General features: G+C 32.6%; 22 protein-coding genes. 13 read left to right on the plus strand and 9 right to left on the minus strand.

What is annotated here, in order from left to right; genetic code table 11:
• Nucleotides 1–32: 32 nt before the first annotated feature.
• The 6 genes from Q0891_RS14595 to Q0891_RS14620 all read right to left on the minus strand — a co-directional run bounded on the left by Q0891_RS14595 (nt 33) and on the right by Q0891_RS14620 (nt 6,836).
• Nucleotides 33–524: a hypothetical protein gene (locus Q0891_RS14595; RefSeq protein WP_299102746.1), complete on the minus strand. Its 492-nt coding sequence runs from the start codon at nt 522–524 to the stop codon at nt 33–35.
• A 315-nt stretch (nt 525–839) separates the two neighbouring features.
• Entirely contained in the window at nt 840–3,125 is a 2,286-nt protein-coding gene (locus Q0891_RS14600) for a S9 family peptidase (protein WP_299102748.1), read from the minus strand.
• 196 nt (nt 3,126–3,321) lie between these two features.
• The gene (locus Q0891_RS14605; RefSeq protein ID WP_299102750.1) at nt 3,322–3,843 is read right to left on the minus strand and encodes a DUF4136 domain-containing protein; all 522 of its coding nucleotides are present in this window, start codon (nt 3,841–3,843) and stop codon (nt 3,322–3,324) included.
• A 43-nt stretch (nt 3,844–3,886) separates the two neighbouring features.
• On the minus strand, nt 3,887–4,606 hold the full coding sequence (locus tag Q0891_RS14610) for an ion transporter (protein WP_299102752.1): 720 nt from the start codon (nt 4,604–4,606) through the stop codon (nt 3,887–3,889).
• 19 nt (nt 4,607–4,625) lie between these two features.
• Nucleotides 4,626–5,624 carry a GTPase ObgE gene (gene obgE / locus Q0891_RS14615; protein ID WP_299102754.1) on the minus strand — a complete coding sequence of 333 codons (999 nt, stop codon included), beginning with the start codon at nt 5,622–5,624 and terminating at the stop codon, nt 4,626–4,628.
• A 102-nt stretch (nt 5,625–5,726) separates the two neighbouring features.
• A complete protein-coding gene (locus tag Q0891_RS14620) occupies nt 5,727–6,836 on the minus strand; it encodes an adenylate kinase (protein ID WP_299102756.1) in 1,110 nt (369 codons plus the stop codon).
• Nucleotides 6,837–7,005: 169 nt separating this feature from the next.
• On the opposite strand from Q0891_RS14620, the gene Q0891_RS14625 reads away from it, so the two are divergent.
• The 9 genes from Q0891_RS14625 (at nt 7,006) to Q0891_RS14665 (ending at nt 14,391) form a co-directional block, all read left to right on the plus strand.
• Entirely contained in the window at nt 7,006–8,160 is a 1,155-nt protein-coding gene (locus tag Q0891_RS14625) for a 5-(carboxyamino)imidazole ribonucleotide synthase (protein ID WP_299102758.1), read from the plus strand.
• 2 nt (nt 8,161–8,162) lie between these two features.
• Nucleotides 8,163–8,642 (plus strand): 5-(carboxyamino)imidazole ribonucleotide mutase, encoded by a 480-nt coding sequence (gene purE / locus Q0891_RS14630; protein ID WP_299102760.1) that lies wholly within the window; start codon nt 8,163–8,165, stop codon nt 8,640–8,642.
• A 162-nt stretch (nt 8,643–8,804) separates the two neighbouring features.
• Nucleotides 8,805–10,835 (plus strand): M3 family metallopeptidase, encoded by a 2,031-nt coding sequence (locus Q0891_RS14635; protein ID WP_299102762.1) that lies wholly within the window; start codon nt 8,805–8,807, stop codon nt 10,833–10,835.
• A 99-nt stretch (nt 10,836–10,934) separates the two neighbouring features.
• Entirely contained in the window at nt 10,935–11,438 is a 504-nt protein-coding gene (locus Q0891_RS14640) for an ArsR family transcriptional regulator (protein WP_299102763.1), read from the plus strand.
• A 54-nt stretch (nt 11,439–11,492) separates the two neighbouring features.
• Complete coding sequence (locus Q0891_RS14645; RefSeq protein ID WP_299102765.1) at nt 11,493–11,828, plus strand: hypothetical protein; 336 nt, start codon at nt 11,493–11,495, stop codon at nt 11,826–11,828.
• Complete coding sequence (locus Q0891_RS14650) at nt 11,818–12,564, plus strand: DUF2071 domain-containing protein (RefSeq protein ID WP_299102767.1); 747 nt, start codon at nt 11,818–11,820, stop codon at nt 12,562–12,564. Before Q0891_RS14645 ends, Q0891_RS14650 begins: the two co-directional genes overlap by 11 nt.
• 17 nt (nt 12,565–12,581) lie before the next feature.
• A complete protein-coding gene (locus Q0891_RS14655) occupies nt 12,582–13,487 on the plus strand; it encodes a TIGR01777 family oxidoreductase (RefSeq protein ID WP_299102769.1) in 906 nt (301 codons plus the stop codon).
• A gap of 52 nt (nt 13,488–13,539) precedes the next feature.
• Nucleotides 13,540–14,097, plus strand: a complete 558-nt coding sequence (locus Q0891_RS14660) for a sigma-70 family RNA polymerase sigma factor (protein ID WP_299102771.1) — start codon at nt 13,540–13,542, stop codon at nt 14,095–14,097.
• A 30-nt stretch (nt 14,098–14,127) separates the two neighbouring features.
• Nucleotides 14,128–14,391, plus strand: a complete 264-nt coding sequence (locus Q0891_RS14665) for a hypothetical protein (protein WP_299102773.1) — start codon at nt 14,128–14,130, stop codon at nt 14,389–14,391.
• On the opposite strand, the gene Q0891_RS14670 is transcribed toward Q0891_RS14665, so the two are convergent.
• The gene (locus tag Q0891_RS14670) at nt 14,368–15,204 is read right to left on the minus strand and encodes a hypothetical protein (RefSeq protein WP_299102775.1); all 837 of its coding nucleotides are present in this window, start codon (nt 15,202–15,204) and stop codon (nt 14,368–14,370) included. The two genes, Q0891_RS14665 and Q0891_RS14670, sit on opposite strands and share 24 nt — an antisense overlap.
• Nucleotides 15,205–15,326: 122 nt before the next feature.
• On the opposite strand from Q0891_RS14670, the gene gcvP reads away from it, so the two are divergent.
• The 4 genes from gcvP to Q0891_RS14690 all read left to right on the plus strand — a co-directional run bounded on the left by gcvP (nt 15,327) and on the right by Q0891_RS14690 (nt 20,818).
• Complete coding sequence (gene gcvP / locus Q0891_RS14675; RefSeq protein WP_299102777.1) at nt 15,327–18,170, plus strand: aminomethyl-transferring glycine dehydrogenase; 2,844 nt, start codon at nt 15,327–15,329, stop codon at nt 18,168–18,170.
• A 167-nt stretch (nt 18,171–18,337) separates the two neighbouring features.
• Nucleotides 18,338–19,396, plus strand: coding sequence for a 3-oxoacyl-ACP synthase III family protein (locus Q0891_RS14680; protein ID WP_299102779.1), 1,059 nt, complete (start codon nt 18,338–18,340; stop codon nt 19,394–19,396).
• 30 nt (nt 19,397–19,426) lie between these two features.
• Entirely contained in the window at nt 19,427–19,948 is a 522-nt protein-coding gene (locus tag Q0891_RS14685) for a methyltransferase (RefSeq protein WP_299102781.1), read from the plus strand.
• 24 nt (nt 19,949–19,972) lie between these two features.
• Nucleotides 19,973–20,818: a glycosyltransferase family 2 protein gene (locus Q0891_RS14690; protein ID WP_299102783.1), complete on the plus strand. Its 846-nt coding sequence runs from the start codon at nt 19,973–19,975 to the stop codon at nt 20,816–20,818.
• A gap of 77 nt (nt 20,819–20,895) precedes the next feature.
• Here the strand turns inward: Q0891_RS14690 and Q0891_RS14695 are convergent, their stop codons facing one another.
• Complete coding sequence (locus Q0891_RS14695; RefSeq protein ID WP_299102785.1) at nt 20,896–21,702, minus strand: DNA/RNA non-specific endonuclease; 807 nt, start codon at nt 21,700–21,702, stop codon at nt 20,896–20,898.
• 9 nt (nt 21,703–21,711) lie between these two features.
• Nucleotides 21,712–23,394 (minus strand): alkaline phosphatase PafA, encoded by a 1,683-nt coding sequence (pafA, locus tag Q0891_RS14700; RefSeq protein ID WP_299102787.1) that lies wholly within the window; start codon nt 23,392–23,394, stop codon nt 21,712–21,714.
• Nucleotides 23,395–23,528 lie beyond the last annotated feature (134 nt).

Below are 23,528 nucleotides of genomic sequence, written 5' to 3' on the forward strand. Positions count from 1 at the left end.
AATTTGAGTACAAGCTATGAAATAAGTAACGTTTATTGTAACTGATTTTCAATATTTCTCTGTAAAATCGCTATCTCCTTGTCAGCTTTCTTATATGCTAAATTACCTAAAAAACCTACAATAGCAATATATAGCATTACACCAATGATACCGAAAATATGAGACTCAAAATAGGCAGTAGAAGATGGTATAAGCGTTAAGATCCAAAACGCAATAAAATACATTTCATACTTTTTTCGTCGACACATATAGTTCTTTAGTTTGTATACACTAGCGATTAAGGACGTCTGCGTATACGATTTTTGTTTTATGCCTTTAAGCGACAAAAACTTATCCATAAAGAAAATAATAGCCAATGCTCCCATTAACAAAAGCATAACATAAAGACTGTTCTCTCTAGATTTAAATGCTTGAACCAATGATACTACAACCAAAATAACAGATGACAGTTTGGCCATTTTTGCTCCAGTTAATAATTTTTCAAATTTTGATTGCTGTTTTTTAAATGTGTCTTGATTGTTCATAATTAATATTTTTTGATTGATTGATTGATTGATTGATTGATTGACCTAGGAGAACACCACTTCTACTATAAACTCTACGACGGTTTTAACTAAATTGAACATAATACTGTTGTTTTTTGATTGATGAAATCTATTCGTTTTTTTATTGATAGTATAAATATAGTAAGGCTTTTACCAATAAAAAATCAAAATATGACGAGTGGTAAATAGCATATGGCAAGCGGAAATCACGACATCTTTTAGCATGAAAAAGCCTCTTAAGATCAACTCTTAAAAGGCTTTTTACTAACTATAATGATTGGTTGGTTATTTGATTTATTTTAAATGTTGCGCAAAGAAACCTAACATGGCTTTGTACAATTCCACTTTATTTTGTTCATGAGAAAAACCATGGCCTTCGTCATATTTTACCATGTATGGTACATCAATACCTCTAGCTCTCATACTTTTTACAACTTGATCTGACTCATCAATATTTACTCTTGGGTCATTAGCGCCTTGAATTACAAATAGTGGTTTTGTTATTTTATCCACGTGTAACGCTGGTGATACAGCTGTCATTATTTTTTGATCTTCTTCGTCCTCAGAGTTATACCATTGCTCATTAAACTGTGCCATGTAAGGTTTCCAGTATTCTGGGAAGGATTCAAAGAAGGTAAACAAGTTACTTACACCTACATAATCAATACCGCAAGTATATAAGTCTGGTGTTTTTACAAGACTACCTAAAGTCGCCAAACCTCCATAACTAGCACCATAGATGGCTACTTTATCATTGTCAATAAAATCTAAAGTCTTGGCATAAGCAACAGCGTCTTCTAAATCATTAAGCATTTTTCGTCCAATTTGCTTGTTTCCAGCTAAAAAGAAATCTTTTCCATAACCACCAGAACCTCTGTAATTAACTTGTAAAGTTGCATAACCTCTACTTGCAAATAATTGTGTTTCTGGATTAAAACCCCAATAATCTCTTACGCCATATGGTCCGCCATGTGGATTTACAATTAAAGGTACACGTTCACCTTTTTTAATATTGTTTGGTATTGTGATGTAACCATAAACTTTTAATCCATCTCTTGTGGTAAAGTTAATTGGTCGCATCTCTGCCATATCTTCTTCATGCAACTGTGGCATTAAATCTAATATTTTAGTAAACTCGTCCTTTTTTACATCATATGTATAGTACGTTCCGTAAAGCTTATCTGTTTGTAAAATAATTAAATATTTATCTTCATCATCCGTTTTATCTACAATAGAATATACTTTATCTCCAAATTGTTTTTTAAACTTTTTATCTAGTTTTTTATAGTAACTACTCACAGGCACAACGTGCGTTTTTTCACCAGTGTAGTAGTAATAATCTACTTCGTAATTTCTTTTTCTAGATCTACTGACACCACCAACATCAAACGTGTCATTACTATATATTCTTTCAATGATTTCTTTTTTAGCTAAATCATAAAGCACTAATTCGCTTGTGTTACTTTCTAAATTAGTTAACACATAAGCATCATGCTTGTAAGGTGTGTTGTAATTAAATGCCACTAAAGAAAATGAATCTTGCCAATTGGTAGTTACAATTTCATTAAATGGTTGATCATTACCTGTTCTGTAATACAATACATATTCTACTCCATTTTGTTGTTTAGTATAACCTCTAAGCTCACCATCTTTATCAAATTCATAGCCTGCAATAGGCGAAGAGGCATCTTTATTTTCGTATAACTTAACCATTTCACCAGTTACAATATTTAATTTATAAGGCTCAAATATTTGTTTATTATCCTTATTCATCATTATAATAACATGATCTGGTTGATCTTTTAAAAGATTAGAAAAATTAACCTGTACATCTTCAAAAGGTGTTAAAGCCTTAGGATTACTGCCATCTAAATTCGCTGCAAAAAGTTGGTAGTTTTCATTTCCACCATTATCTTTTATATAAACTAATCTATTATCATTAGCCCAACCGTAACCTCTAATAAGTTCCTCACCTTCTTTAATAGCTAAAGTTACCTTTTCAGTTTTAGTATCTTTTACATAAACATGGTTTTTGCCGTTTTCATCCTTTTCTCTAAATGAAAAATAATTGCCTTTAGGCGAAAATTGAAATGAGCTTTTACTTGGATCTTGAAAATAATCTTCAGCAGAATATTTGTAGGTTCCGTTATCAAAAGCAGCTAATTTATCTAATGATTCTTTAGTTGACGGTAACGACACATCACCTGGTTTCGTTTTTACAGTTTTAGATAAGTTGAGTGGCAACTCCATTCCGCCTTGAAAAAATGTTCCGTTTATAGTTTCATTTTCTAAAACACCTACATATTTAATTCCGCCTTGTGTGAACGCAATTGTTAACTCATTAGCCTCAAATACTGTTTTATCCATAGGAATTCCTGTTGCACCTTGGCTAGGACTATCCATTGTAGATGATAAAACACCGTTATCATTAGACACATTAAATAATAGTGGAATTTCTTGACCTTGAACTTTTAAAACACCTTTCCAAGATCCTGAGATATCTTGAGCAAAAGTGCTAATTGAAAACACTAGAGCAACAATGCTTAGTATTAAACTTGAATTTGATTTTGTTTTTTTCATGATGATTATTTTAAATTGATTTACAGTTTAGAATGTTACCTCATCAGTAAACGATTCTATAGAAATGTTACATTTATTTCTGTAAATATAATTTTGAAACAACCTCAATCCATTGAAAATATGACGAGTGGTCATTTGAATATGCTCAACGGAAATTTAGTATAATCACCAAGTTTTAATATAAAATGACGGAGAATCAGTCTTTTTGAGGCGGATATTCTGCAAATACTTTATCTATAATTTTAGCAAATAAAGCTTCTCTTTTTTCAGGGCTAGCGTTAGGATTAAAACTACTCTCACTAATAGCTTGCCAGAATAAACCAGTTTTAGTTTCATCTACAAAATCAATTATCAATTCTCTAGACTGTTTGTTTTGTCCCACAGGAATACCTACCGAAACACCGCCAAAACCGCCTCCACTTCCGCCACCTACGCCAACACCAACTGAGCTGTTATTGCGGCTAACGATGCTTTGACTTTGAATATCAATATAAAAATCTGGATTATCAGTGCGCGAAAACCCCATTGCTTTGAGCTTCTTATCCATAACTCTGATTAAGCGTTTGGTATCTAATTCGCTTAAACCCGTTTCTATATCATCAAAATAATTGTACGTTTTGTAATCGTCAAAATTTGTTGACTTTTCATAATCGTAGTTTACTATTGTACCACAAGACGTCAAAAGAAATGTAATAAATAGAAGTTTTAAATTCTTCATCATTTTTTATTTTAAAGGTATTAAAAAAATGAAAAAGTAAAGCCTATTTTAACGCTTCGTCTTCATTAGGTTCAACAGCTTTGGTCAATGAAGATGAAATAATACCTGTAGGAATTGCCACAATTCCCAAACCAATCATTAGAATAAAAAAGGTAAAAATTCGCCCACCAACTGTTATTGGGTAAACGTCGCCATAGCCAACAGTAGTTAACGTTACTATAGACCACCAAAGACTATCAAAAATTGAAGTAAAATGCTCTGGTTGTGCTTCGTTTTCAAAATAATAAATACCAACAGCCGCAAAATAAATTAGCATTAAGGTAATAATCATAAAGAGTATAATCTGTTCCTTGGCTACCATCATCGCTTGTGCAAAATGCTTCATGGCTTTATTGTATCGCATCATTTTAAACAAGCGAAATAACCTAAACATTCTCAATAAACGCAGTGATCTTAAATCGATGCCAAACGATAAGTAAAATGGAAGAATGGCTAATAAATCAATAATACCGAAGAAACTGAAAATAAATTTAGGCTTATGATCAGCAACATATATTCTAGCCAAATACTCAAAGGTAAATATGACAACACAGAAAGCTTCAATAGCATTTAACACCACCTTAGTTTGTGGCTTTAAGTCAGGAAGCGTTTCAATTGAAAATGTTATGACTGAAAATATAATTAAAAACTGAATAAAATACGCGAAAAGCCTACTTCGTCTATTATCGTTGAGTTCTACTAAGTTTTTAAGATATGCTTTCATGTTAAGCCATACACATTATTTAGTCATTTAACATCTTCCAGAGCGTATCTTTTAATTCTGTTAAGCCTTGTTGTGCTACTGAAGAAATGAATAAATAATTCGCTTTTAAATCTTTATCTAAAATAGCTGATATTTCAGATTTTAATTCATCATCTAACATATCAGATTTTGAAACTACTACTAAACGTTCTTTATCTAACATTTCAGGATTGTAACGTCTTAATTCATCTTCTAAGATTTCATATTGCTCTACGATATCCTTAGCATCTGCAGGAATTAAAAACAGAAGAATTGAATTACGCTCAATATGTCTTAGAAAGTAATAACCTAAACCTTTCCCTTCTGCCGCGCCTTCAATAATACCTGGAATATCTGCCATAACAAACGACTGATAATCGCGATATTTTACAATTCCTAAATTGGGCTTTAAAGTGGTAAACTCGTAATCTGCAATTTTTGGTTTTGCAGAGGTTAAAACAGATAACAGCGTTGATTTTCCTGCATTCGGAAATCCAACCAAACCAACATCTGCTAAGACTTTCAATTCTAAAGTAATATCTAATTCTTCAAGAGCGATTCCTGGTTGCGCATAACGCGGTGTTTGGTTTACAGAACTTTTAAAATGCCAGTTTCCTCGTCCACCCATTCCGCCTTCAACTACAATTCTTTCTTCGCCATCTTCTGTAATTTCAAACAATATTTTATCAGTTTCAGAATCACGAACTACAGTGCCTAAAGGTACATCTACATACTTGTCTTCTCCATCTGCACCTGTACTTCTACCAGAACTTCCATGAGATCCATGACCTGCTCTAATATGACGCTTAAATTTTAAGTGAATCAATGTCCAAAGATTAGAGTTTCCACGTAAAATCACATGACCACCTCGTCCACCATCTCCTCCATCTGGTCCTCCTTTAGCAATATATTTTTCGCGATGTAAATGCGAAGAACCTTTACCTCCATTTCCGGATGTAACGTGCATTTTTACGTAGTCTACAAAATTTCCTTCAGTCATGTTTACTTCCCACAAAAAGTGGGAATCTTTTTAATTAAAATCTTAAGCTAAATATAAATTTTAGTTTTATCATGAGTTTCCCGACCTCGCAGGAACGACAAACTAAAGTTTATCAATCACAGCACTTAAACGTACAGTAATATCTTCGATACTACCTACACCATCAACACCAAAATATTTATTTTGCTCAGCGTAATAGTCCTTTAAAATTGCTGTTTTATTGTAATATTCTTTAATTCTGTTTCTAATAATACTTTCATCTGCATCATCAGCACGTCCACTAGTTTTTCCTCTTTCTAGTAAACGACCAACTAACACTTCATCGTCTACTTCTAAAGCAACCATAGCATTAATTTGAGAATCTTTACTATCCATTAATTCGTCTAACGCTTTAGCTTGTGCATTTGTTCTAGGAAAACCATCGAAAATAAACCCTTTAGCATCGGCATTTTTCTCAACCTCTTTATTTAACATATCAATAGTTACCTGATCTGGAACTAATTCTCCTTTATCCATAAAAGACTTTGCTAACATTCCCAAAGCAGTTTCGTTTTTAATATTAAATCTAAAAACGTCGCCAGTTGAAATATGAATTAAATCGTATTTTTCTTTTAAAAAATTAGCTTGGGTTCCTTTACCTGCACCAGGAGGTCCAAATAGCACTAAGTTTGTCATGTGTTGTGTGGTTTTTAATTGATAAACGTCTGGTAAATCTCTCCCTAAGCCATCATAATCTAAGCCGTAGCCAACGATAAACTTGTTAGGAATCTCCATACCAACGTAATGAAGTTTAAAATCTTTATTGTATGCTTCTGGTTTATAGAATAAAGTTGCAATAAGCAACTGTTTTACATTTTCATTTTTAAAAATACGATGAACTTCTTCTAACGTATTACCTGTATCAATGATATCTTCAAGAATAACAACAGTTCTTCCTGTTAAATCTTGAGTAAGGCCAATTAAGCGTTGAATATCATCAGTAGATTTAACACCTTCATAAGATGCCAATTTTATAAAAGTAACTTCACAAGGTTTTGGATATTTCTTTACAAAATCACTCACTAACATAAATGAGCCATTCATAATACCAATAAAAACTGGAACTTCATCTCCCAAATCTTCTGCAATTGCATCCACCATTTTTTGAACAGCAGTATCTATTTCTTTTTCAGATATAAAAGGTTTGAAGTATAAATCGTGAAGCTTTATCACTTTGATATAATTTTAGATTTGCAAAGATAATCAATTGATTGGCGATTGACGATTTTTTGATTTACGAATTTAGAAGTATATATCATTTTTAGCTTATTTTTGTTGCTGAAAAGCAGAATTTTTAATCTTAAAAATAAGATTCCCATCTAATCGGGAACAACTCAAGTTAATGAACTATTTTTCTTCTAATTTTAAACTCGGAATTCTTGGTGGTGGACAACTTGGCAAAATGATGCTCTACGACACGCGTAAATTTGACATTTACACCTGCGTATTAGATCCTAGTACTGACGCACCATCTCGCCTTGCTTGTAATGAATTCACGGTTGGTGACCTATTAGATTACCAAACTGTGGTTGATTTTGGCCAAAACCTAGATGTGTTAACTTTTGAAATAGAAAATGTTAATGTAGATGCTCTCGAAACTTTAGAAAAACAAGGCGTAAAAGTTTACCCTTCCTCTAAAACCTTAAGGACGATACAGAATAAAGCAACCCAGAAATTATTTTATCAAGACCATGATATTCCTACTGCAGAGTTTTCAAGATTTGCGTTCACCTCAGAGATTCATGAAGCCGTAGAAAATGGTGGATTAAAATATCCCTTTGTTTGGAAAAGCGCACGTTTTGGTTACGATGGTACAGGTGTAAAAGTTGTAAGAAGTGAAAGAGATCTGGTTGACTTACCAAATGTAGAATGTATAGCAGAAAAACTGATTCCATTTAAAAATGAATTGGCCGTAATTGTTGCTAGAAACGAAAAAGGATTGGTTAAGACATATCCTGTGGTTGAGATGGAGTTTCATCCAGATGCCAACCAGGTTGAGTATGTTATTTGTCCTGCGAGAATACCCGATAATATCGCAAAAAAAGCAGAAGCCGTAGCGTTGAAGGTTGCAAACGAATTTAAACATGTTGGCTTATTAGCAGTTGAAATGTTTCAAACTAAAGACGACGAAATTTTAGTTAATGAAGTTGCGCCAAGACCGCATAACTCTGGCCATTATAGTATAGAAGGCAGCTATACATCTCAATTTGAACAACAGATACGATGTGTTTTTGGATTGCCTTTAGGAAATACCGAAAGTAAAGTTGCTGGTGTTATGGTTAACCTTGTTGGTAAAGAAGGATATACTGGTGATGTCGTTTATAAAAACATAGAAAACATAATGGCCTTAGATGGCGTTACACCACATATCTATGGTAAAAAACAAACACGACCTTTCCGCAAAATGGGACATGTTACTATTGTAAATAAAGATATTGCAATGGCAAGAGAAATTGCAGAAAAGGTAAAACAAACAATTGAAGTAATTAGTGAATAACGATGAGTAAAGTAGGAATTATAATGGGAAGTAAAAGCGACATGCCAGTTATGCAAGACGCTATAGATATTTTAAAAGAGTTCGATATTGCTATTGAAGTCGATATTGTTTCTGCACATAGAACACCAGAAAAATTATTCGATTATAGTAAAAATGCACATACAAGAGGTATCCAAGTAATTATTGCTGGTGCAGGTGGTGCAGCACATTTACCAGGTATGGTAGCATCTTTATCGCCTTTACCAATTATTGGAGTACCTGTAAAGAGCAGTAACTCTATTGATGGTTGGGATTCTGTTTTGTCTATTTTACAAATGCCAGGAGGCGTTCCTGTAGCAACAGTTGCACTAAATGGTGCTAAAAATGCTGGTATTTTAGCTGCACAAATTATAGGCAGTTCTAACCCAAATGTTCTTAATAAAGTAATTGAATATAAAGACGGCTTAAAAGCTAAAGTTTATGATTCTGCGAAAGATTTATAAAAAAGCCTCAACTTACGTCAAGGCTTTTCAGCTATTAATCAAATCTGAGTAGTAACTGTATCACTCTTAAGATTTTGCAAAGATATAGCAAGTGATAGTATTTACTCTCTTAACGTTTCGTTAAAAAACAGACTGTCAACTATTTAAATATAAAATTAAAACATGACAATTCTAAATAAACCCTTCAACACAGCCTATAATACAGCACCTTTTTCTCAAATAAAAACAGAAGATTATTTACCCGCTTTTAAAGAAGGTATCAAAAAGTCGAAAGCTGAGATTGATGCTATTGTAAATAATAGCGAGGCACCAACTTTTGAAAACACTATTGAAGCCTTAGATTATTCTGGTGAAGAATTAGATCGCTTATCTAGTATTTTCTTCAATTTAAATTCAGCTGAAACTAACGAAGAAATTCAGAAAATAGCACAGGAGGTATCGCCTTTACTTTCCGAATTTAGCAATGATATTACTTTAAATGAAGATTTATTTAAACGTGTAAAAACGGTTTACAATTCTAAATCTACTTTAGAGTTAACCACAGAGCAAGAAACACTTCTCGACAAAAAATATAAAGGGTTCTCTAGAAATGGTGCTAATTTACCAGAAGACAAAAAGGAAAAACTAAGAGCTATTGACAAAGAATTAAGCCAATTAAAATTAAAATTTGGTGAGCATATTTTAGCTGAAACTAATAAGTTTGAAATGCATCTTATTAACGAAGATGATTTGGCTGGCTTACCTGATGGCGCAAAAGAAGCTGCTAAACAATTGGCAGAGAGCAAAGATAAAGACGGCTGGCTAATTACACTAGATTACCCAAGTTATATTCCGTTCATGACTTATGCAGACAATAGAGCATTACGTGAAGAATTATCTAAAGCCTTTGGCAGAAAAGGATTTCAGAATGATGACTTAGACAACCAAGATATTGTTCTTAAGATTGCTAAACTTCGTTTTGAACGTGCGCAACTTTTAAGCTATAAATCTCACGCACATTTTGTTTTAGAAGAACGCATGGCACAAACGCCAGAAAAAGTAACCTCGTTTTTAAATGAATTACTAGACAAAGCCAAACCAGCTGCAAAAGCAGAATTTAAAAAACTTGAAGAATTTGCTAAAGATTTAGATGGTATAGACCAATTACAAAAATGGGATTCTAGTTATTATTCTGAAAAATTAAAACAAAAATTATTTGATTTAGATGACGAGCAGCTGAAGCCTTATTTTAAGTTAGAAAACGTTATCAATGGTGCATTTCAGGTTGCAGAAAAATTGTTCGGATTACAGTTTGAAGAAATTGATACTATAGATAAATACCACGAAGATGTTTTAACCTATAAAGTTACTGATGCCGAAGGCGAATTAGTGTCTATTTTCTATGCTGATTTTTTCCCAAGAGCAGGCAAACGAAATGGTGCTTGGATGACGTCTTACAAACCACAAATGATTAAAAATGGTAAAAACGAAAGACCACACATTTCTAACGTTTGTAATTTTACCAAACCAACAAAAAGCAAACCTTCATTATTAACATTTAATGAAGTAACCACCTTGTTTCATGAGTTTGGCCACGGACTTCACGGCATGCTAGCCAATACCACGTATCCAAGTTTATCTGGCACAAGTGTGTTTTGGGATTTTGTAGAATTACCAAGTCAGATTTTAGAAAATTGGTGTTACCAAAAAGAAGCTTTAGAGTTATTTGCTACGCATTATGAAACAGGGGAAGTAATTCCTATGGAATTAATTGATAAAATTACAGCATCATCAACGTTTCACGAAGGTATGCAAACCTTACGTCAAATTAGTTTTGGATTATTAGATATGTCTTGGCATGGTATTGACCCTTCAGATATAACAGATGTAAAAGCACATGAAGTTGAAGCTTTTGGAGATACTAGTTTATATCCAGATGTGGCAGAGAATTGCATGAGTACGTCATTCTCGCATATTTTTCAAGGTGGATATTCTTCTGGTTACTACAGTTATAAATGGGCCGAAGTTTTAGATGCTGATGCTTTTGAGTATTTTAAAGAAGAAGGTATTTTTAACAAAACGGTTGCTGACAAATTTAAAACCTATGTGCTCTCACAAGGTGGAACAGAAAACCCAATGACCTTGTATAAGAAGTTTAGAGGTCAAGAACCAAAACCTGAAGCCTTATTAAGACGTGCTGGTTTATTAAAATAAAAGAGCTTACAAAAAGAGAGTCAACAAAAAACTCTCTTTTTTTACAAATTAAACTTTCAATAATTACTGAAAGTTTAAAAAATATTATATATTTGCCGTATGGAATATTTAGAAGCTAAAGAAAAATTTATTGGTACTTGGGGAAGTTTAGGCTCACTTTGGGGCATAAATAAAGCCATGGCACAAATACAAGCACTACTTTTTATTTCTACAAAACCGTTGTCTATGGAGGACATTATGGAGGATCTTAAAATTTCTCGTGGCAACACCAGCATGAATTTAAGACAACTTATGGATTGGGGAATTGTAACCAAAGTTTTAGTTTCTGGGGAACGTAAAGAGTTTTTTACGACTGAAAAAGATGTACAAGAGTTAACCCGAATAATTGCCAAGGAAAGAAGCAGAAGAGAAATTCAACCTGTTATAAAAGTGCTAGATGATGTGTCTTCTATTAAAGACGATGGTACGGATAAAACGAAAGAGTTAATAAAACAAACAAAAGCTTTACATGATTTAAGCGTAAATGCGGACGCTATGCTTAATAAGTTAGTAACTCAAAAACAAAATTGGTTAACTAAGTCAATTATCAAATTATTAAAATAAAAAAATTTAAATACATCTTTCAATGTTTTCTGAAAGTTTAAAATTAACAGAATTATGAAAACCTTATACCAATTAAACAAGATCGTCTTAATAATTACCTTAGTACTTTATCTAACATTCTTATTAGGTTTATATGCTCAAGTCGTCTTGGGAGCTATTCAACTATTGAGCGCAATAAGTGTAACATGTTTTTGGAAACAATTAAAAAATCACAACAAGAAACAACTCCTAACCTATTGGCTACTTGTTACCATTTACGGAATTGGTTGGCTCATTGAAATAGATCTCAATGACCTTTGGTGGTTAGGCATAATCATTATACCAATGTCTATAGCTATATATTTTGTCTGGCTATTAAATAATGTAAAAAACTTATATCATGACATCTAAGAACAACCATAGCAACAACATTTTCATGACAGGACATTGGGAAGACCTAATTATTTCAACTTTTGAAGTGGAGGAAGAAATTTTAGAATCTTATTTGCCAAACAATACAGAACTCGATTTATTCAATGGCAAAGCCTTAATGAGCATTGTAGCATTTACATTTTCTAAAGTAAAATTCTTTGGTATTAAAGTTCCTTTTCATCAAGATTTTGGGCAAATCAATTTCCGGTTTTACGCAAAATCAACAATCGATGGCTCCAAAGGTGTTGTATTTATAAGAGAATTTGCACCAAAACCACTCATAGCATTAACTGCCAATCTATTTTATAACGAACCATATTTCTATAGAAAGATTCAATTAAATAAAACTTATTCAAATAAAACTCAAGCTCTAAAATATTCTTATAAGAAAATGAATATTAAAGCAAACACGTTTAAAGAATCAAAAGTTTTAAAACAAGGCTCATTTGATGAATTCGTTGTAGACAGATACATTGCTTTTGTTAAAAATAATAGTACAACAACCTTTCAGTATAAAATTCAACACAAACCTTGGGAATTATATAAATCTGCCAACATAGAAATCGATAAGACTATAATTACTATGCTTCCTGATGCATTCAAAAATGCAAAATATATCAAATCTTGTGTTGTAGATGGTTCTTTTGTATCTGTAGAAAAAGGAATTTTACAACAAACTATAGCAAAGCCAAAACCACAACAAGCCATCGCATAAAACTTAAAATTATAAATATGAAACCAAAAAAAATAATTATAGCAGGTGGAACAGGATTTTTAGGTAAAGTCTTAGAGAATTATTTCGCTAATAAAGGATTTGAAACCCTAATTTTAACACGACAACCTACTAAATCAAATCACACCTATTGGAATGCAAAAGATTTAGGTCAATGGGTAAATCATCTTGAAGGTGCAGATGTCTTAATAAATCTTACAGGGAAATCGGTAGATTGCAGATATACAGTAAAAAATAAAAGACTAATTCATGATTCTCGTATTAATTCTACTCATATTTTAGGCAAAGCAATTCTTCAAAATATAAATCCTCCTAAAATGTGGTTGAACATGTCCACTTCAACTATATATAAGGATTCTTACATTAAACAAATGACAGAGGCAAATGGCGATATTGGTAACGATTTTTCAATGAATATTGCTAAGTCATGGGAAGCCGTATTTAATAAATTTGAACCTCCGAATACAAAAAAAGTTATACTAAGAACGTCTATAGTTTTAGGAAAAAATGGAGGTGCCTTATTGCCTTTAAAATCATTAAGTAAACTTGGTTTAGGGGGAAAACAATGGCATGGAAAACAAAAAGTGAGTTGGATTCATGAAACTGATTTTGCGAGAGCCATAAATTTTATCATAGAAAATGAGCTGTCAGGAACATTTAATATTGTCTCACCTCAACCTACTACAAACGCCTATTTAATGAAATCTCTAAGACATGTTTTAAAAGTTTCAATCGGGCTACCACAACCAAAATGGCTCATTAAATTAGGAGCAAAATTAATAAGAACTGAACCAGAACTAGTTCTTAAAAGTAGAAATGTAATACCCGAAAATTTAATAAATAACGGGTTTAAATTTAAACATCATAAAATTGAAAAAGCTTTAAGTACACTTATTAATTCATAGAGTAGTTTCTCAAAATTTTAACTTATTTTTGACAAAGCAATGAAATTGAAAAATGCCTAAGCACAAAATAGATCCAAATAATTGGGTGAAACTATATTCTGATTATCTCTTTAATTACACAATTACTCGTGTAAATGATAGAGAAATAGCGCAGGATTTAATTTCCGAGACATTTTTAGCTGGTCTAAAATCAATGAAAAACTTTAAAGGAGAAGCTAGCGAACGTACGTGGCTAATTTCTATTTTAAAACGAAAAATTATTGATTATTACCGCAAAATTAATTCTAATAAAGGTAAAGCTGAAGTTAGAATGGGTTACATTAATAGCGAAGAATCAGAAGGTGACTGGCTAGAAGAACGTGTATCTGACCCATTTGACAAAACTGCAGAAGACACTTTAGTGAATTCAGAATTAGGAGATGCTATTTACGATTGTATAGAGAAAATCCCACAAAAACAGGCTGATGTTTTCAAAATGAAAACTATTTTAAATTATGATACTGAAACTATTTGTAATGAATTAAATATTTCTGCGTCTAACCTTTGGGTAATAATCCATAGAGCTAGAACTGCTTTAGCAGATTGCATGGAAGATAATTGGTTTAATTAGAGTGATTATTATCATAACTGAACATTAAAAATGAAAAAAAGTTTTTTATTTATTAGCTGTGATGAAGCTCAGCATATTTGCGATAAAGCGCAATATGGCGAAGCATCTGGTTGGGAACGCTTTAAACTTAACGTGCGTCTAATTTACTGTGGCATTACAAAAAACTATTCTAAAAAGAACCAAAAGTTAACTGAAAACTTAGAGAAAGCTGATGTTAAGTGCTTAAAAACGGAAGAACGCAACAAACTAGAAAAACATTTTAACGAGGAATTAGCGAAGCAGAATCAAGGTTAACAACCAAACCATTGGTATACTTTCTACCCAAAATGAACTGTGATATTTAGATTGATCTTTATGTGAAATTACAATAAAAACTAGCGTTAGAATAGATATACTTATTGTAGAAATAATTAGCGCTGAGCTTAATTCATCTTTAAAATAGTTTAATAACACAAAAACAACTAAAAGAAAAACACCAAATATTTTGGTTTTTTTTATGCCTATTTTTTGAGGTATTGTTGCCAACTTTATACTATCATAATTCAAATCTCTTATTTCAAAAGGCAGCATTAAGGCCAATACAAAGCAGAATCGTTGAGCTCCTGTAAAAATCACATCAGAGTTTATAGAAATGTCATTATTTACTACAGGCAAAAAAACAGTTGTAAAGGTCCAAACTAATGCTATCAGATAAACCTTTAAACCTCCTATTTGTCTTAAGTTTTTATGATCGTCAAACAAATAATGTTTAGGTATCATTATAGGTATTGCATAAAAAAAAGTAACGACGCCTAATATGGCAATAAGTATCAATGCTTTTGTATTAAGATAAAAAGCATAATAACACATTCCTAAAAACGCAACGAATGAGAATATTTGAATAACCTTAAGCCAGTTAGCCAATCTTCTATGATGAAACTTAGCAACTCCAAAATATTTTACAAAATTATATCCAGATATACTAGCAAAAAAAACAAATCCAAAAAGATCCTTATCGTAGTCTAAATTAAATTCAATAAAGGTTACCCAAACCAGTGAAGTGGCAACCAAAGCCACATGTATACTGCTATTTAAATAAAAATTAAAAATGCGTTTCACTACTTGCATAAAACAAAAATAACATTTGTGTTAATAACCTCTGCTTTCGGTTAAAAACTTTAATTAGCATTAACATAAAAACGTAGCTAAATCTGTATTTTTGCAAAACATAAATAATATATAATTTTTATATGGATACGACCTCTTTTGCACTTAGACATATTGGACCAAATTCTAACGAACAAGACGCCATGTTAAACACTATTGGTGTTAAAAATATTGAACAGTTAGTTACGGAAACTATTCCGGATAACATACGGTTAGAAAAAGATTTAAATCTAGATGCTGCTATGAGCGAGCAAGAATATTTAAGTCATATTTATAAATTATCTCAACTTAATAAAGTTTATAAATCTTATATAGGTTTAGGATACCATCCTACTAATTTACCTGCAGTTATTCAGCGTAATATTTTAGAAAATCCAGGTTGGTACACAGCCTATACACCTTACCAAGCAGAGATTGCGCAAGGTCGTTTAGAAGCTTTATTAAATTTCCAAACCATGGTTATTGATTTAACAGGTATGGAAATTGCAAACGCATCACTTTTAGATGAAAGTACTGCAGCAGCAGAAGCTATGTCATTATTATTTGCAGTAAGAGATCGCAGCCAAAAGAAAGCAAATGTTAATAAATTCTTTGTTTCAGATTTAGTTTTACCACAAACTATTTCATTATTAGAAACAAGAGCGAACCCAATTGGTATAGAATTAGTTATTGGTAATGAAGCCGAATATAACTTGTCTAGTGAATACTTTGGAGCGTTATTGCAATATCCAGGGAAAAATGGACAGATTACTGATATCAAATCTTTTATTGAGAAAGCAAATGCCGAAAACATAAAAGTAGCCGTAGCTGCTGACATTTTAAGTTTAGTAAAACTTGAAGCTCCAGGTAAATTTGGAGCAGATGTTGTTGTTGGCACAACGCAACGTTTCGGAATCCCAATGGGTTATGGAGGACCTCATGCTGCATATTTTGCGACTAAAGAAGCATATAAGCGCGATGTACCAGGAAGAATAATTGGTGTTACAAAGGATACCAATGGTAACAGAGCCTTACGTATGGCGCTGCAAACAAGAGAGCAACATATTAAAAGAGATAAAGCAACATCTAATATTTGTACAGCACAAGTACTTTTAGCCGTAATGGCAGGTATGTATGCTGTTTATCATGGACCAAAAGGCCTGAGTTTTATAGCTGATAAAGTAAAAAACTCTACAGCTACACTTGCTAATGCATTAGAAACCTTAGGTTTAGAGCAAGTGAACACCCACTATTTTGATACACTTCAAATAAAGGCAGATGCTGTAAAAGTAAAATACGAAGCTGAAAAATCTGAAGTTAACTTTCACTATCCAGACACCAATACAGTAACTATTTCTTTAAATGAAACCACAAACATTTCAGATTTAAATGAAATAATTTCAATTTTTGAAACCGTAACAGATAAGACAACTGACAAGATTGAAGCGCTTTCTGCTGTTGAAACAATTCCAGATCATTTAACACGCCAATCAGAATTTTTAGCATTCGACGTTTTTAACACCTATCATTCTGAAACTGAATTAATGCGCTATATTAAACGTTTAGAGCGAAAAGATTTAGCGTTAAATCATTCTATGATTTCTTTGGGATCTTGTACTATGAAATTAAATGCAGCCTCAGAAATGCTACCATTAAGTTGGAGTAGTTGGGGAAATATGCACCCTTTTGTACCAGCAGACCAACCAATCGGTTATAAGTTAATGTTGAATGAATTAGAACATCAACTTTCAGAAATCACTGGTTTCGCAGCGACGTCGTTACAACCAAACTCTGGTGCTCAAGGTGAGTTTGCAGGTTTAATGGTTATAAAAGCATATCATGAATCTCGAGGTGATCATCACAGAAATATTTGTTTAATCCCGTCTTCTGCGCACGGAACAAATCCGGCAAGTGCAGTAATGGCAGGTATGAAAGTCGTCGTTACTAAAGCGTCTGAAAACGGAAATATTGATGTTGAAGATTTAAGAGAAAAAGCAGAATTACATAAAGATAATCTTTCTGCATTGATGGTAACGTATCCATCTACACATGGAGTTTATGAATCTGCCATTAAAGAAATCACACAGATTATTCATGATAATGGTGGCCAAGTATATATGGATGGTGCCAATATGAATGCTCAAGTTGGATTAACAAATCCTGGTAATATTGGCGCAGATGTTTGTCACTTAAATTTACACAAAACATTTGCCATTCCTCATGGTGGTGGTGGACCAGGTGTAGGACCAATATGTGTTGCTGAGCAACTTGTTCCTTTTTTACCTGGAAACCCAATAGTAAAAACGGGTGGACACCAAGCAATTTCTGCAATTTCAGGCGCGCCATTTGGATCGTCTCTGGTATGCTTAATTTCTTACGGCTACATTAAAATGTTAGGTTATAGAGGTCTAAAAAAATCTACTGAGGTGGCTATTCTTAACGCCAACTATATTAAAGAAAGATTAGAAGGCTCATATCCTACTTTGTACTCTGGAGAAAACGGAAGAGCGGCACACGAGATGATTATTGATTGTAGAGATTTTAAAGCAAATGGAATAGAAGTTACTGATATTGCTAAGCGTTTAATGGATTATGGATTTCATGCACCAACCGTTTCTTTTCCAGTTGCTGGTACTATGATGATTGAGCCAACAGAAAGCGAAAGCAAAGCAGAAATGGATCGTTTTTGTGACGCTATGATTTCTATTAGAAGAGAAATCGATTTAGCTTCTAAAGATGATGCTAATAATATGCTTAAGAATGCTCCGCACACTTTAGACATGTTAACTTCTGATGAATGGTTATTACCTTATTCAAGAGAAGCCGCTGCGTTTCCATTAGAATTTGTTAGAGATAACAAATTTTGGCCAAGTGTGAGACGTGTAGATGATGCTTTTGGAGATAGGAATCTTATCTGTAGCTGTGCGCCTATAGAAGATTATATGTAAGGCTTATAATTGCATTTTCAAAATCATGAAAAACACATCTTTTATTGTGTATTTTAGAATATAATTAAAAATAATTACGATATTCTTAAAAATTAAAGCATTAAATCTGTAATTAAAAGATAAGCCTTTATTATTAGTTAACTTCGCAGTAATGAAAATAGAAAACAATGGCGATTAGAATTATAGGAACCGGAAGTTATATACCAAGCACAATTGAAAAGAATGAGGATTTTTATGATCATGAATTTCTAAATGCAGATGGATCAGCAATTAACAGTCCAAATAAAGTTATTGTAAATAAGTTCAAGGCCATTACAGGCATTGAAGAACGTCGTTATATAAAAAAAGATTTAGTAAACTCGGATATTGCATTTTTTGCTTCACAGAAAGCTATAGAAGATGCAAAAATCGATAAAGAATCTATTGATTACATCATAGTTGCACATAATTATGGTGACATTAAGCATAATACCGAACAGAGCGACACAGTACCTAGTATTGCCTCTAGAGTTAAGCACCTATTAAAAATTAAAAATCCAAAATGTGTAGGTTACGATTTACTTTTTGGTTGTCCTGGTTGGATAGAAGGTGTTATACAAGCCAAAGCTTTTATAGCGTCTGGTCTTGCTAAGCGTTGTCTAATAGTTGGCTCAGAAACCTTATCGCGAGTTATTGATCCGCACGATAGAGATTCAATGATTTACAGTGATGGTGCAGGAGCTGTAATTGTAGAAGAGAATAACGAAGAAGGTGGAATATTAGCTCACGACACAGCAACATTTGCTTTAGACGAAGCGCATTATATTCATTTTGGAGAAACTTATAATACAGAGATAACTGAAGAACGTCGATATATAAAAATGTACGGTCGTAAGATTTATGAGTTTGCTCTTTCTAATGTTCCTAAAGCATTAAAAGCCTGTTTAGAAAATAGTGGTAAGTCTATTAACGATGTTAAAAAGATTCTAATCCACCAAGCCAATGAAAAAATGGATGAAGCTATTGTTCAACGTTTCTATAAATTATATGATATGGAAATGCCAGAAGGCATTATGCCAATGTCTATTAACCTTTTAGGAAATTCTAGTGTAGCCACAGTCCCTACACTTTATGATCTAATTTTAAAAGGTCAGTTAGAAAACCAAGACATAAACAAAGGCGATATTATACTATTTGCTAGTGTTGGCGCTGGTATGAATATTAATGCTATTATTTACCAGTATTAATTAAGAATTCTCAGAGTTTAGAACAATAGTATGTACGAAAAAACATATCCAAATAAGCGATTTAAACTCACACTTCAGTTTTTACAAAAACACATTGATACATCAGAATCGATTTTAGATTTAGGTGTCATAAATCCATTATCGGAAATTATGATTTCTGAAGGTTATACGGTAAAAAACACTTCAGGCATAGATTTAGATGAGGACCGCTCTGAAATTGAAAATGCAACTGCCAAAGTGGTTACTGCTTTTGAAATTTTTGAACATCTTCTATCCCCTTATGAGGTTTTAAAATCGATAAAAGCAGATAAGATTGTTATCAGTATTCCTTTAAAATTATGGTTTGCTTCAGCCTATAAAAGTAAAACCGACATGAGAGATAGACATTACCATGAGTTTGAAGATTGGCAACTCGATTGGCTTTTAGAAAAAACCGGTTGGGTTATTAAAGACAGACAACAATGGACAAACCCTGTTAAGAAAATAGGCATAAGACCAATTCTAAGAAGGTTTACACCACGATATTATATTGTTTACGCAGAAAGGGCTTAACTTTGAAAAAACGATTTTCAAGATTTGAACTTTTACATCATCATTCCTGCACATAACGAAGACGATTATATTGGTAAAACTTTAGAATCATTAACGCAACAAACCTTACTACCAAAAGCTGTTATTGTAGTAAATGACAATTCCACAGATAACACACAAACTATAGCCGAAGACTACGCTATAAAACACCAATGGATTAAGGTAATTAACTCAACATCCTCTAACAAACATTTACCTGGATCTAAAATAATTAAAGCCTTCTATAAGGGTTTAGCCGCTTTAGATAATGATTATGATGTGATTTGTAAGTTTGATGCAGACCTTATTTTTCCTGTTAATTATCTAGAAATAATTTCGAAACATTTTAAATCTAACCCAAAATTGGGTATGGCATCTGGCTTCTGTTATATTGAAAAGAACAACAGTTGGGTTTTAGAAAACTTAACGAATAAAGATCACATTAGAGGTGCGCTTAAAACGTATAGAAAAGCGTGTTTTAACCAAATAGGACAGCTAAAAGCATCAATGGGTTGGGATACAGTAGACGAATTGCTTGCTAAATATTATGGTTGGGATATTTTCACTGATGAGAGCCTCCATGTAAAGCATCTTAAACCAACAGGACAATCTTACAATAAAGCGTCAAAATATCTTCAAGGTGAGGCTATGCACAAAATGCGTTATGGCTTTTCGATTACTTTTATTTCAGCTTTAAAATTAGCTTATAAAAAGAAGAGTATTAAACTGTTTAGAGACTATATGTCTGGATATTTTAGGGCAAAATCTAATAATGTCGACTATTTAGTATCTAAAGAAGAAGGTCAATTTATTCGCGATTTACGTTGGAAAGGCATTAAGGAAAAGTTTTAAGTTTATAATTAAAAAAGATCCTATTACCTATTGAGATGCTGAACTAAATTCAGCAAGACAAAATCATCTAATTTTTATTAGAAACTCCAGTTTTTATAGCTGCTAGAGGCTTCTAATTTGGTTTCGATATCATCTTCTAACTCAGGAAAGAAATCAATACCTGTAAGCGATTCTACCTCATCTACAGAAACCACAAACTTATATAAAGGTAGATTTGAATCTTTATGATCCAATAAAAAGGCCAATAGTTTAATGTTACCATTGGTATTATCTAAAATCACTTTATAAAATTGATTAGGAACTGAAACATTTTCAGTGCCGATTGCTTTCATACTACCAGATAGAACGCCACCCGTTACAACAAATATACCATCGTTCTTTTTAGCCCAATATCTAACTTTCTGTTCAAGTCTATTCCAAACGCCAGCATTAAATTTATGTTCTTGCGGACTAATATTACTGGTTAGAAAAGTTTCATCGTGAGCCGCTTTTGTATAACGTCTATCACCTGCAGGACACAAGTGACCCTTGTCATAACCCGATTTTTTATAATTTCGCCAATGCGCAGCTCCTGTCTTTACGTTTTCATCAATTTCAAAATATGGTCGTTTATGATTTGTAGAACTTAAATGTGAAGATTTTAATTCATAAGCAACCCATTCTGCTTGTTCATGAGCTTCACTATAAGACAAAGAATAGTTTTGATGATGCACAATTTGATGGGTTGTACTTGTAGGTAAATAATATTCGTTGGTACTTTCTTTAACTGTTTGCCCTTCATTTACAATACCTTCCTCTAATTTAGAATTAAGATAAAAGTCGTAACTATAAATGGCAATTGCTATAACAATAGCGATAAGGGTAAAGATTGGCTTTCTTTTCAAATCATCAATTTAATCAATTACAAATCCTAAAACACTCCCTGTAGCTCCATTAGGAAAACTAATCCCTAAAAGTGCAGAAATAGTTGGTGCGATATCTGGTATTACAGTCTTTTCTAATGTTTCTCCATGCTTTATACCATTGCCAAAGAATAATAATGGTACATGTGTATCGTAGTTTAAAGCACTTCCGTGTGTAGAACCTGTTTTCCCATAAGCAATAAAGGCCGTATCATTTACCAAAATAACATCACCAGAGCGCTTTTGGTTAAATCCATTTTGTAATAACGCTTCCACTCCATTTGTAAATCCGGCGGAACTTAATGTTGTTGCTGTGTAAACTTTAGAAACGTTTTTATAACTCAACTGTTCCATTGCAATTGCGTTCTGTACATCGATGAGATTTAATCCTAAAGCTTTTACTTTTGCCCTATCAATAAATACTTGATTGTTACTAATATTTTCTACAATATCAGTTGTTCCATAAGTTTCAGTTAAAAACGCATTAAACGTTTTCTTTCTAGAATAATTATCAACATATCCTGCTGGTACATTTACTGATTGCAAATAAGATGGTACATCTATAGCACCATGATCTGCAGTTAAGAACACAGTATATTCGCCTTTACCAACTGTTGCATCTAAATAGTTAAAAAAGCGTTCTAAATCCTTATCTAAACGAATGTATGTATCTTCAATCTCTTTAGAATTTACACCAAAATTATGCCCAACGTAATCTGTAGCTGAAAAACTAACAGCCAAAACATCTGTAATTTCATCTTGTCCCAAATTTTCTGCCGCTACTGCTGCCATTGCAAAATCTGTAGTAAGGCTGTTACCATAAGGTGTCGCTTTTAGTATATCAAAACCCCTATTAGTTTCACTTAAAGTCTTTAAGTCGTAAGGAAAGGTTGCTGTTTCCTTGCCTTTAAATCCACCTTCAAAATTGTTCTCATCAGCTCCACTTTCAGTGTATGTAGAAATATCATAAAGTGTATTCCAAACTTTTAAATACGATTGTGCAGCCTCTGAAGAATTAAAATCCTTTACCCATTGCGGTAATTCATTCATATAAAAAGAACTAGAAATCCAAACGCCTTCTTTTTTTCCATGAAACCAATATGCCGCGTTTGCCGTATGACCAGCTGGCAGTATTGCACCTCTATCTTTTAATGAAACACCAATGGTTTTACCTTGCATTTGCGTAAATAATCTATTTTCATCACCAAATGTTGTGGTTTGCATTCTATTTGGCGACATCATACCTGCCTTGTCTTCTGTACCAACAGAAGTTACATTATCATCTTGAGCACAGTACACCATTTCTTTAATTTCTTTATTATAAAAATTGTTACCAATTATACCATGATATTTAGGTGTAGTTCCTGTATAGATTGACGCATGACCAGGACCTGTATATGTTGGCACATAGTTAAAATGATTGTTCTTACAATTAAAACCTTCATTAATAAGGCGTTTAAAACCCCCTTCTCCGTATTTAGAGTTAAAACGCGTTAAATAGTCATATCGCATTTGGTCTACAACAATACCAACTACTAGCTTTGTACCTTGGTCCGTTGCTACTTCTAAAGGTTTTTGTGCTGTAACTTCTGACTTTGTATTTACCGTATTACTTTGTGAGGCGCAAGAATTAAGCAAGAATAAAACTGCAACTAAAGTGAAGATATTTTTCATGGTAATAAACTTTAAATATTGAACTTCAAAAATACAATTTTAAAGTTATCTTAATTTTAATTTAAGTTAATTTCACATTACTAATTTTATTTATTTCAATCTTATAATTTAATATCAATACATCTATTTTATAT

Origin of the sequence: uncultured Winogradskyella sp. (assembly GCF_947498005.1) — a bacterium.
In the GTDB taxonomy this organism is placed as follows: domain Bacteria; phylum Bacteroidota; class Bacteroidia; order Flavobacteriales; family Flavobacteriaceae; genus Winogradskyella.

What these genes read in the sequence shown, in the direction of transcription:
- gcvP (WP_299102777.1), top strand. Translation starts at nt 15,327, where the DNA reads ATGGATACGACCTCTTTTGCACTTAGACATATTGGACCAAATTCTAAC.
- purE (WP_299102760.1), top strand. Translation starts at nt 8,163, where the DNA reads ATGAGTAAAGTAGGAATTATAATGGGAAGTAAAAGCGACATGCCAGTT.
- Q0891_RS14605 (WP_299102750.1), bottom strand. Translation starts at nt 3,843, where the DNA reads ATGAAGAATTTAAAACTTCTATTTATTACATTTCTTTTGACGTCTTGT.
- Q0891_RS14670 (WP_299102775.1), bottom strand. Translation starts at nt 15,204, where the DNA reads ATGCAAGTAGTGAAACGCATTTTTAATTTTTATTTAAATAGCAGTATA.
- Q0891_RS14655 (WP_299102769.1), top strand. Translation starts at nt 12,582, where the DNA reads ATGAAACCAAAAAAAATAATTATAGCAGGTGGAACAGGATTTTTAGGT.
- obgE (WP_299102754.1), bottom strand. Translation starts at nt 5,624, where the DNA reads ATGACTGAAGGAAATTTTGTAGACTACGTAAAAATGCACGTTACATCC.
- pafA (WP_299102787.1), bottom strand. Translation starts at nt 23,394, where the DNA reads ATGAAAAATATCTTCACTTTAGTTGCAGTTTTATTCTTGCTTAATTCT.
- Q0891_RS14660 (WP_299102771.1), top strand. Translation starts at nt 13,540, where the DNA reads ATGCCTAAGCACAAAATAGATCCAAATAATTGGGTGAAACTATATTCT.
- Q0891_RS14685 (WP_299102781.1), top strand. Translation starts at nt 19,427, where the DNA reads ATGTACGAAAAAACATATCCAAATAAGCGATTTAAACTCACACTTCAG.
- Q0891_RS14600 (WP_299102748.1), bottom strand. Translation starts at nt 3,125, where the DNA reads ATGAAAAAAACAAAATCAAATTCAAGTTTAATACTAAGCATTGTTGCT.
- Q0891_RS14650 (WP_299102767.1), top strand. Translation starts at nt 11,818, where the DNA reads ATGACATCTAAGAACAACCATAGCAACAACATTTTCATGACAGGACAT.
- Q0891_RS14680 (WP_299102779.1), top strand. Translation starts at nt 18,338, where the DNA reads ATGGCGATTAGAATTATAGGAACCGGAAGTTATATACCAAGCACAATT.
- Q0891_RS14640 (WP_299102763.1), top strand. Translation starts at nt 10,935, where the DNA reads ATGGAATATTTAGAAGCTAAAGAAAAATTTATTGGTACTTGGGGAAGT.
- Q0891_RS14645 (WP_299102765.1), top strand. Translation starts at nt 11,493, where the DNA reads ATGAAAACCTTATACCAATTAAACAAGATCGTCTTAATAATTACCTTA.
- Q0891_RS14625 (WP_299102758.1), top strand. Translation starts at nt 7,006, where the DNA reads ATGAACTATTTTTCTTCTAATTTTAAACTCGGAATTCTTGGTGGTGGA.
- Q0891_RS14665 (WP_299102773.1), top strand. Translation starts at nt 14,128, where the DNA reads ATGAAAAAAAGTTTTTTATTTATTAGCTGTGATGAAGCTCAGCATATT.
- Q0891_RS14635 (WP_299102762.1), top strand. Translation starts at nt 8,805, where the DNA reads ATGACAATTCTAAATAAACCCTTCAACACAGCCTATAATACAGCACCT.
- Q0891_RS14595 (WP_299102746.1), bottom strand. Translation starts at nt 524, where the DNA reads ATGAACAATCAAGACACATTTAAAAAACAGCAATCAAAATTTGAAAAA.
- Q0891_RS14610 (WP_299102752.1), bottom strand. Translation starts at nt 4,606, where the DNA reads ATGAAAGCATATCTTAAAAACTTAGTAGAACTCAACGATAATAGACGA.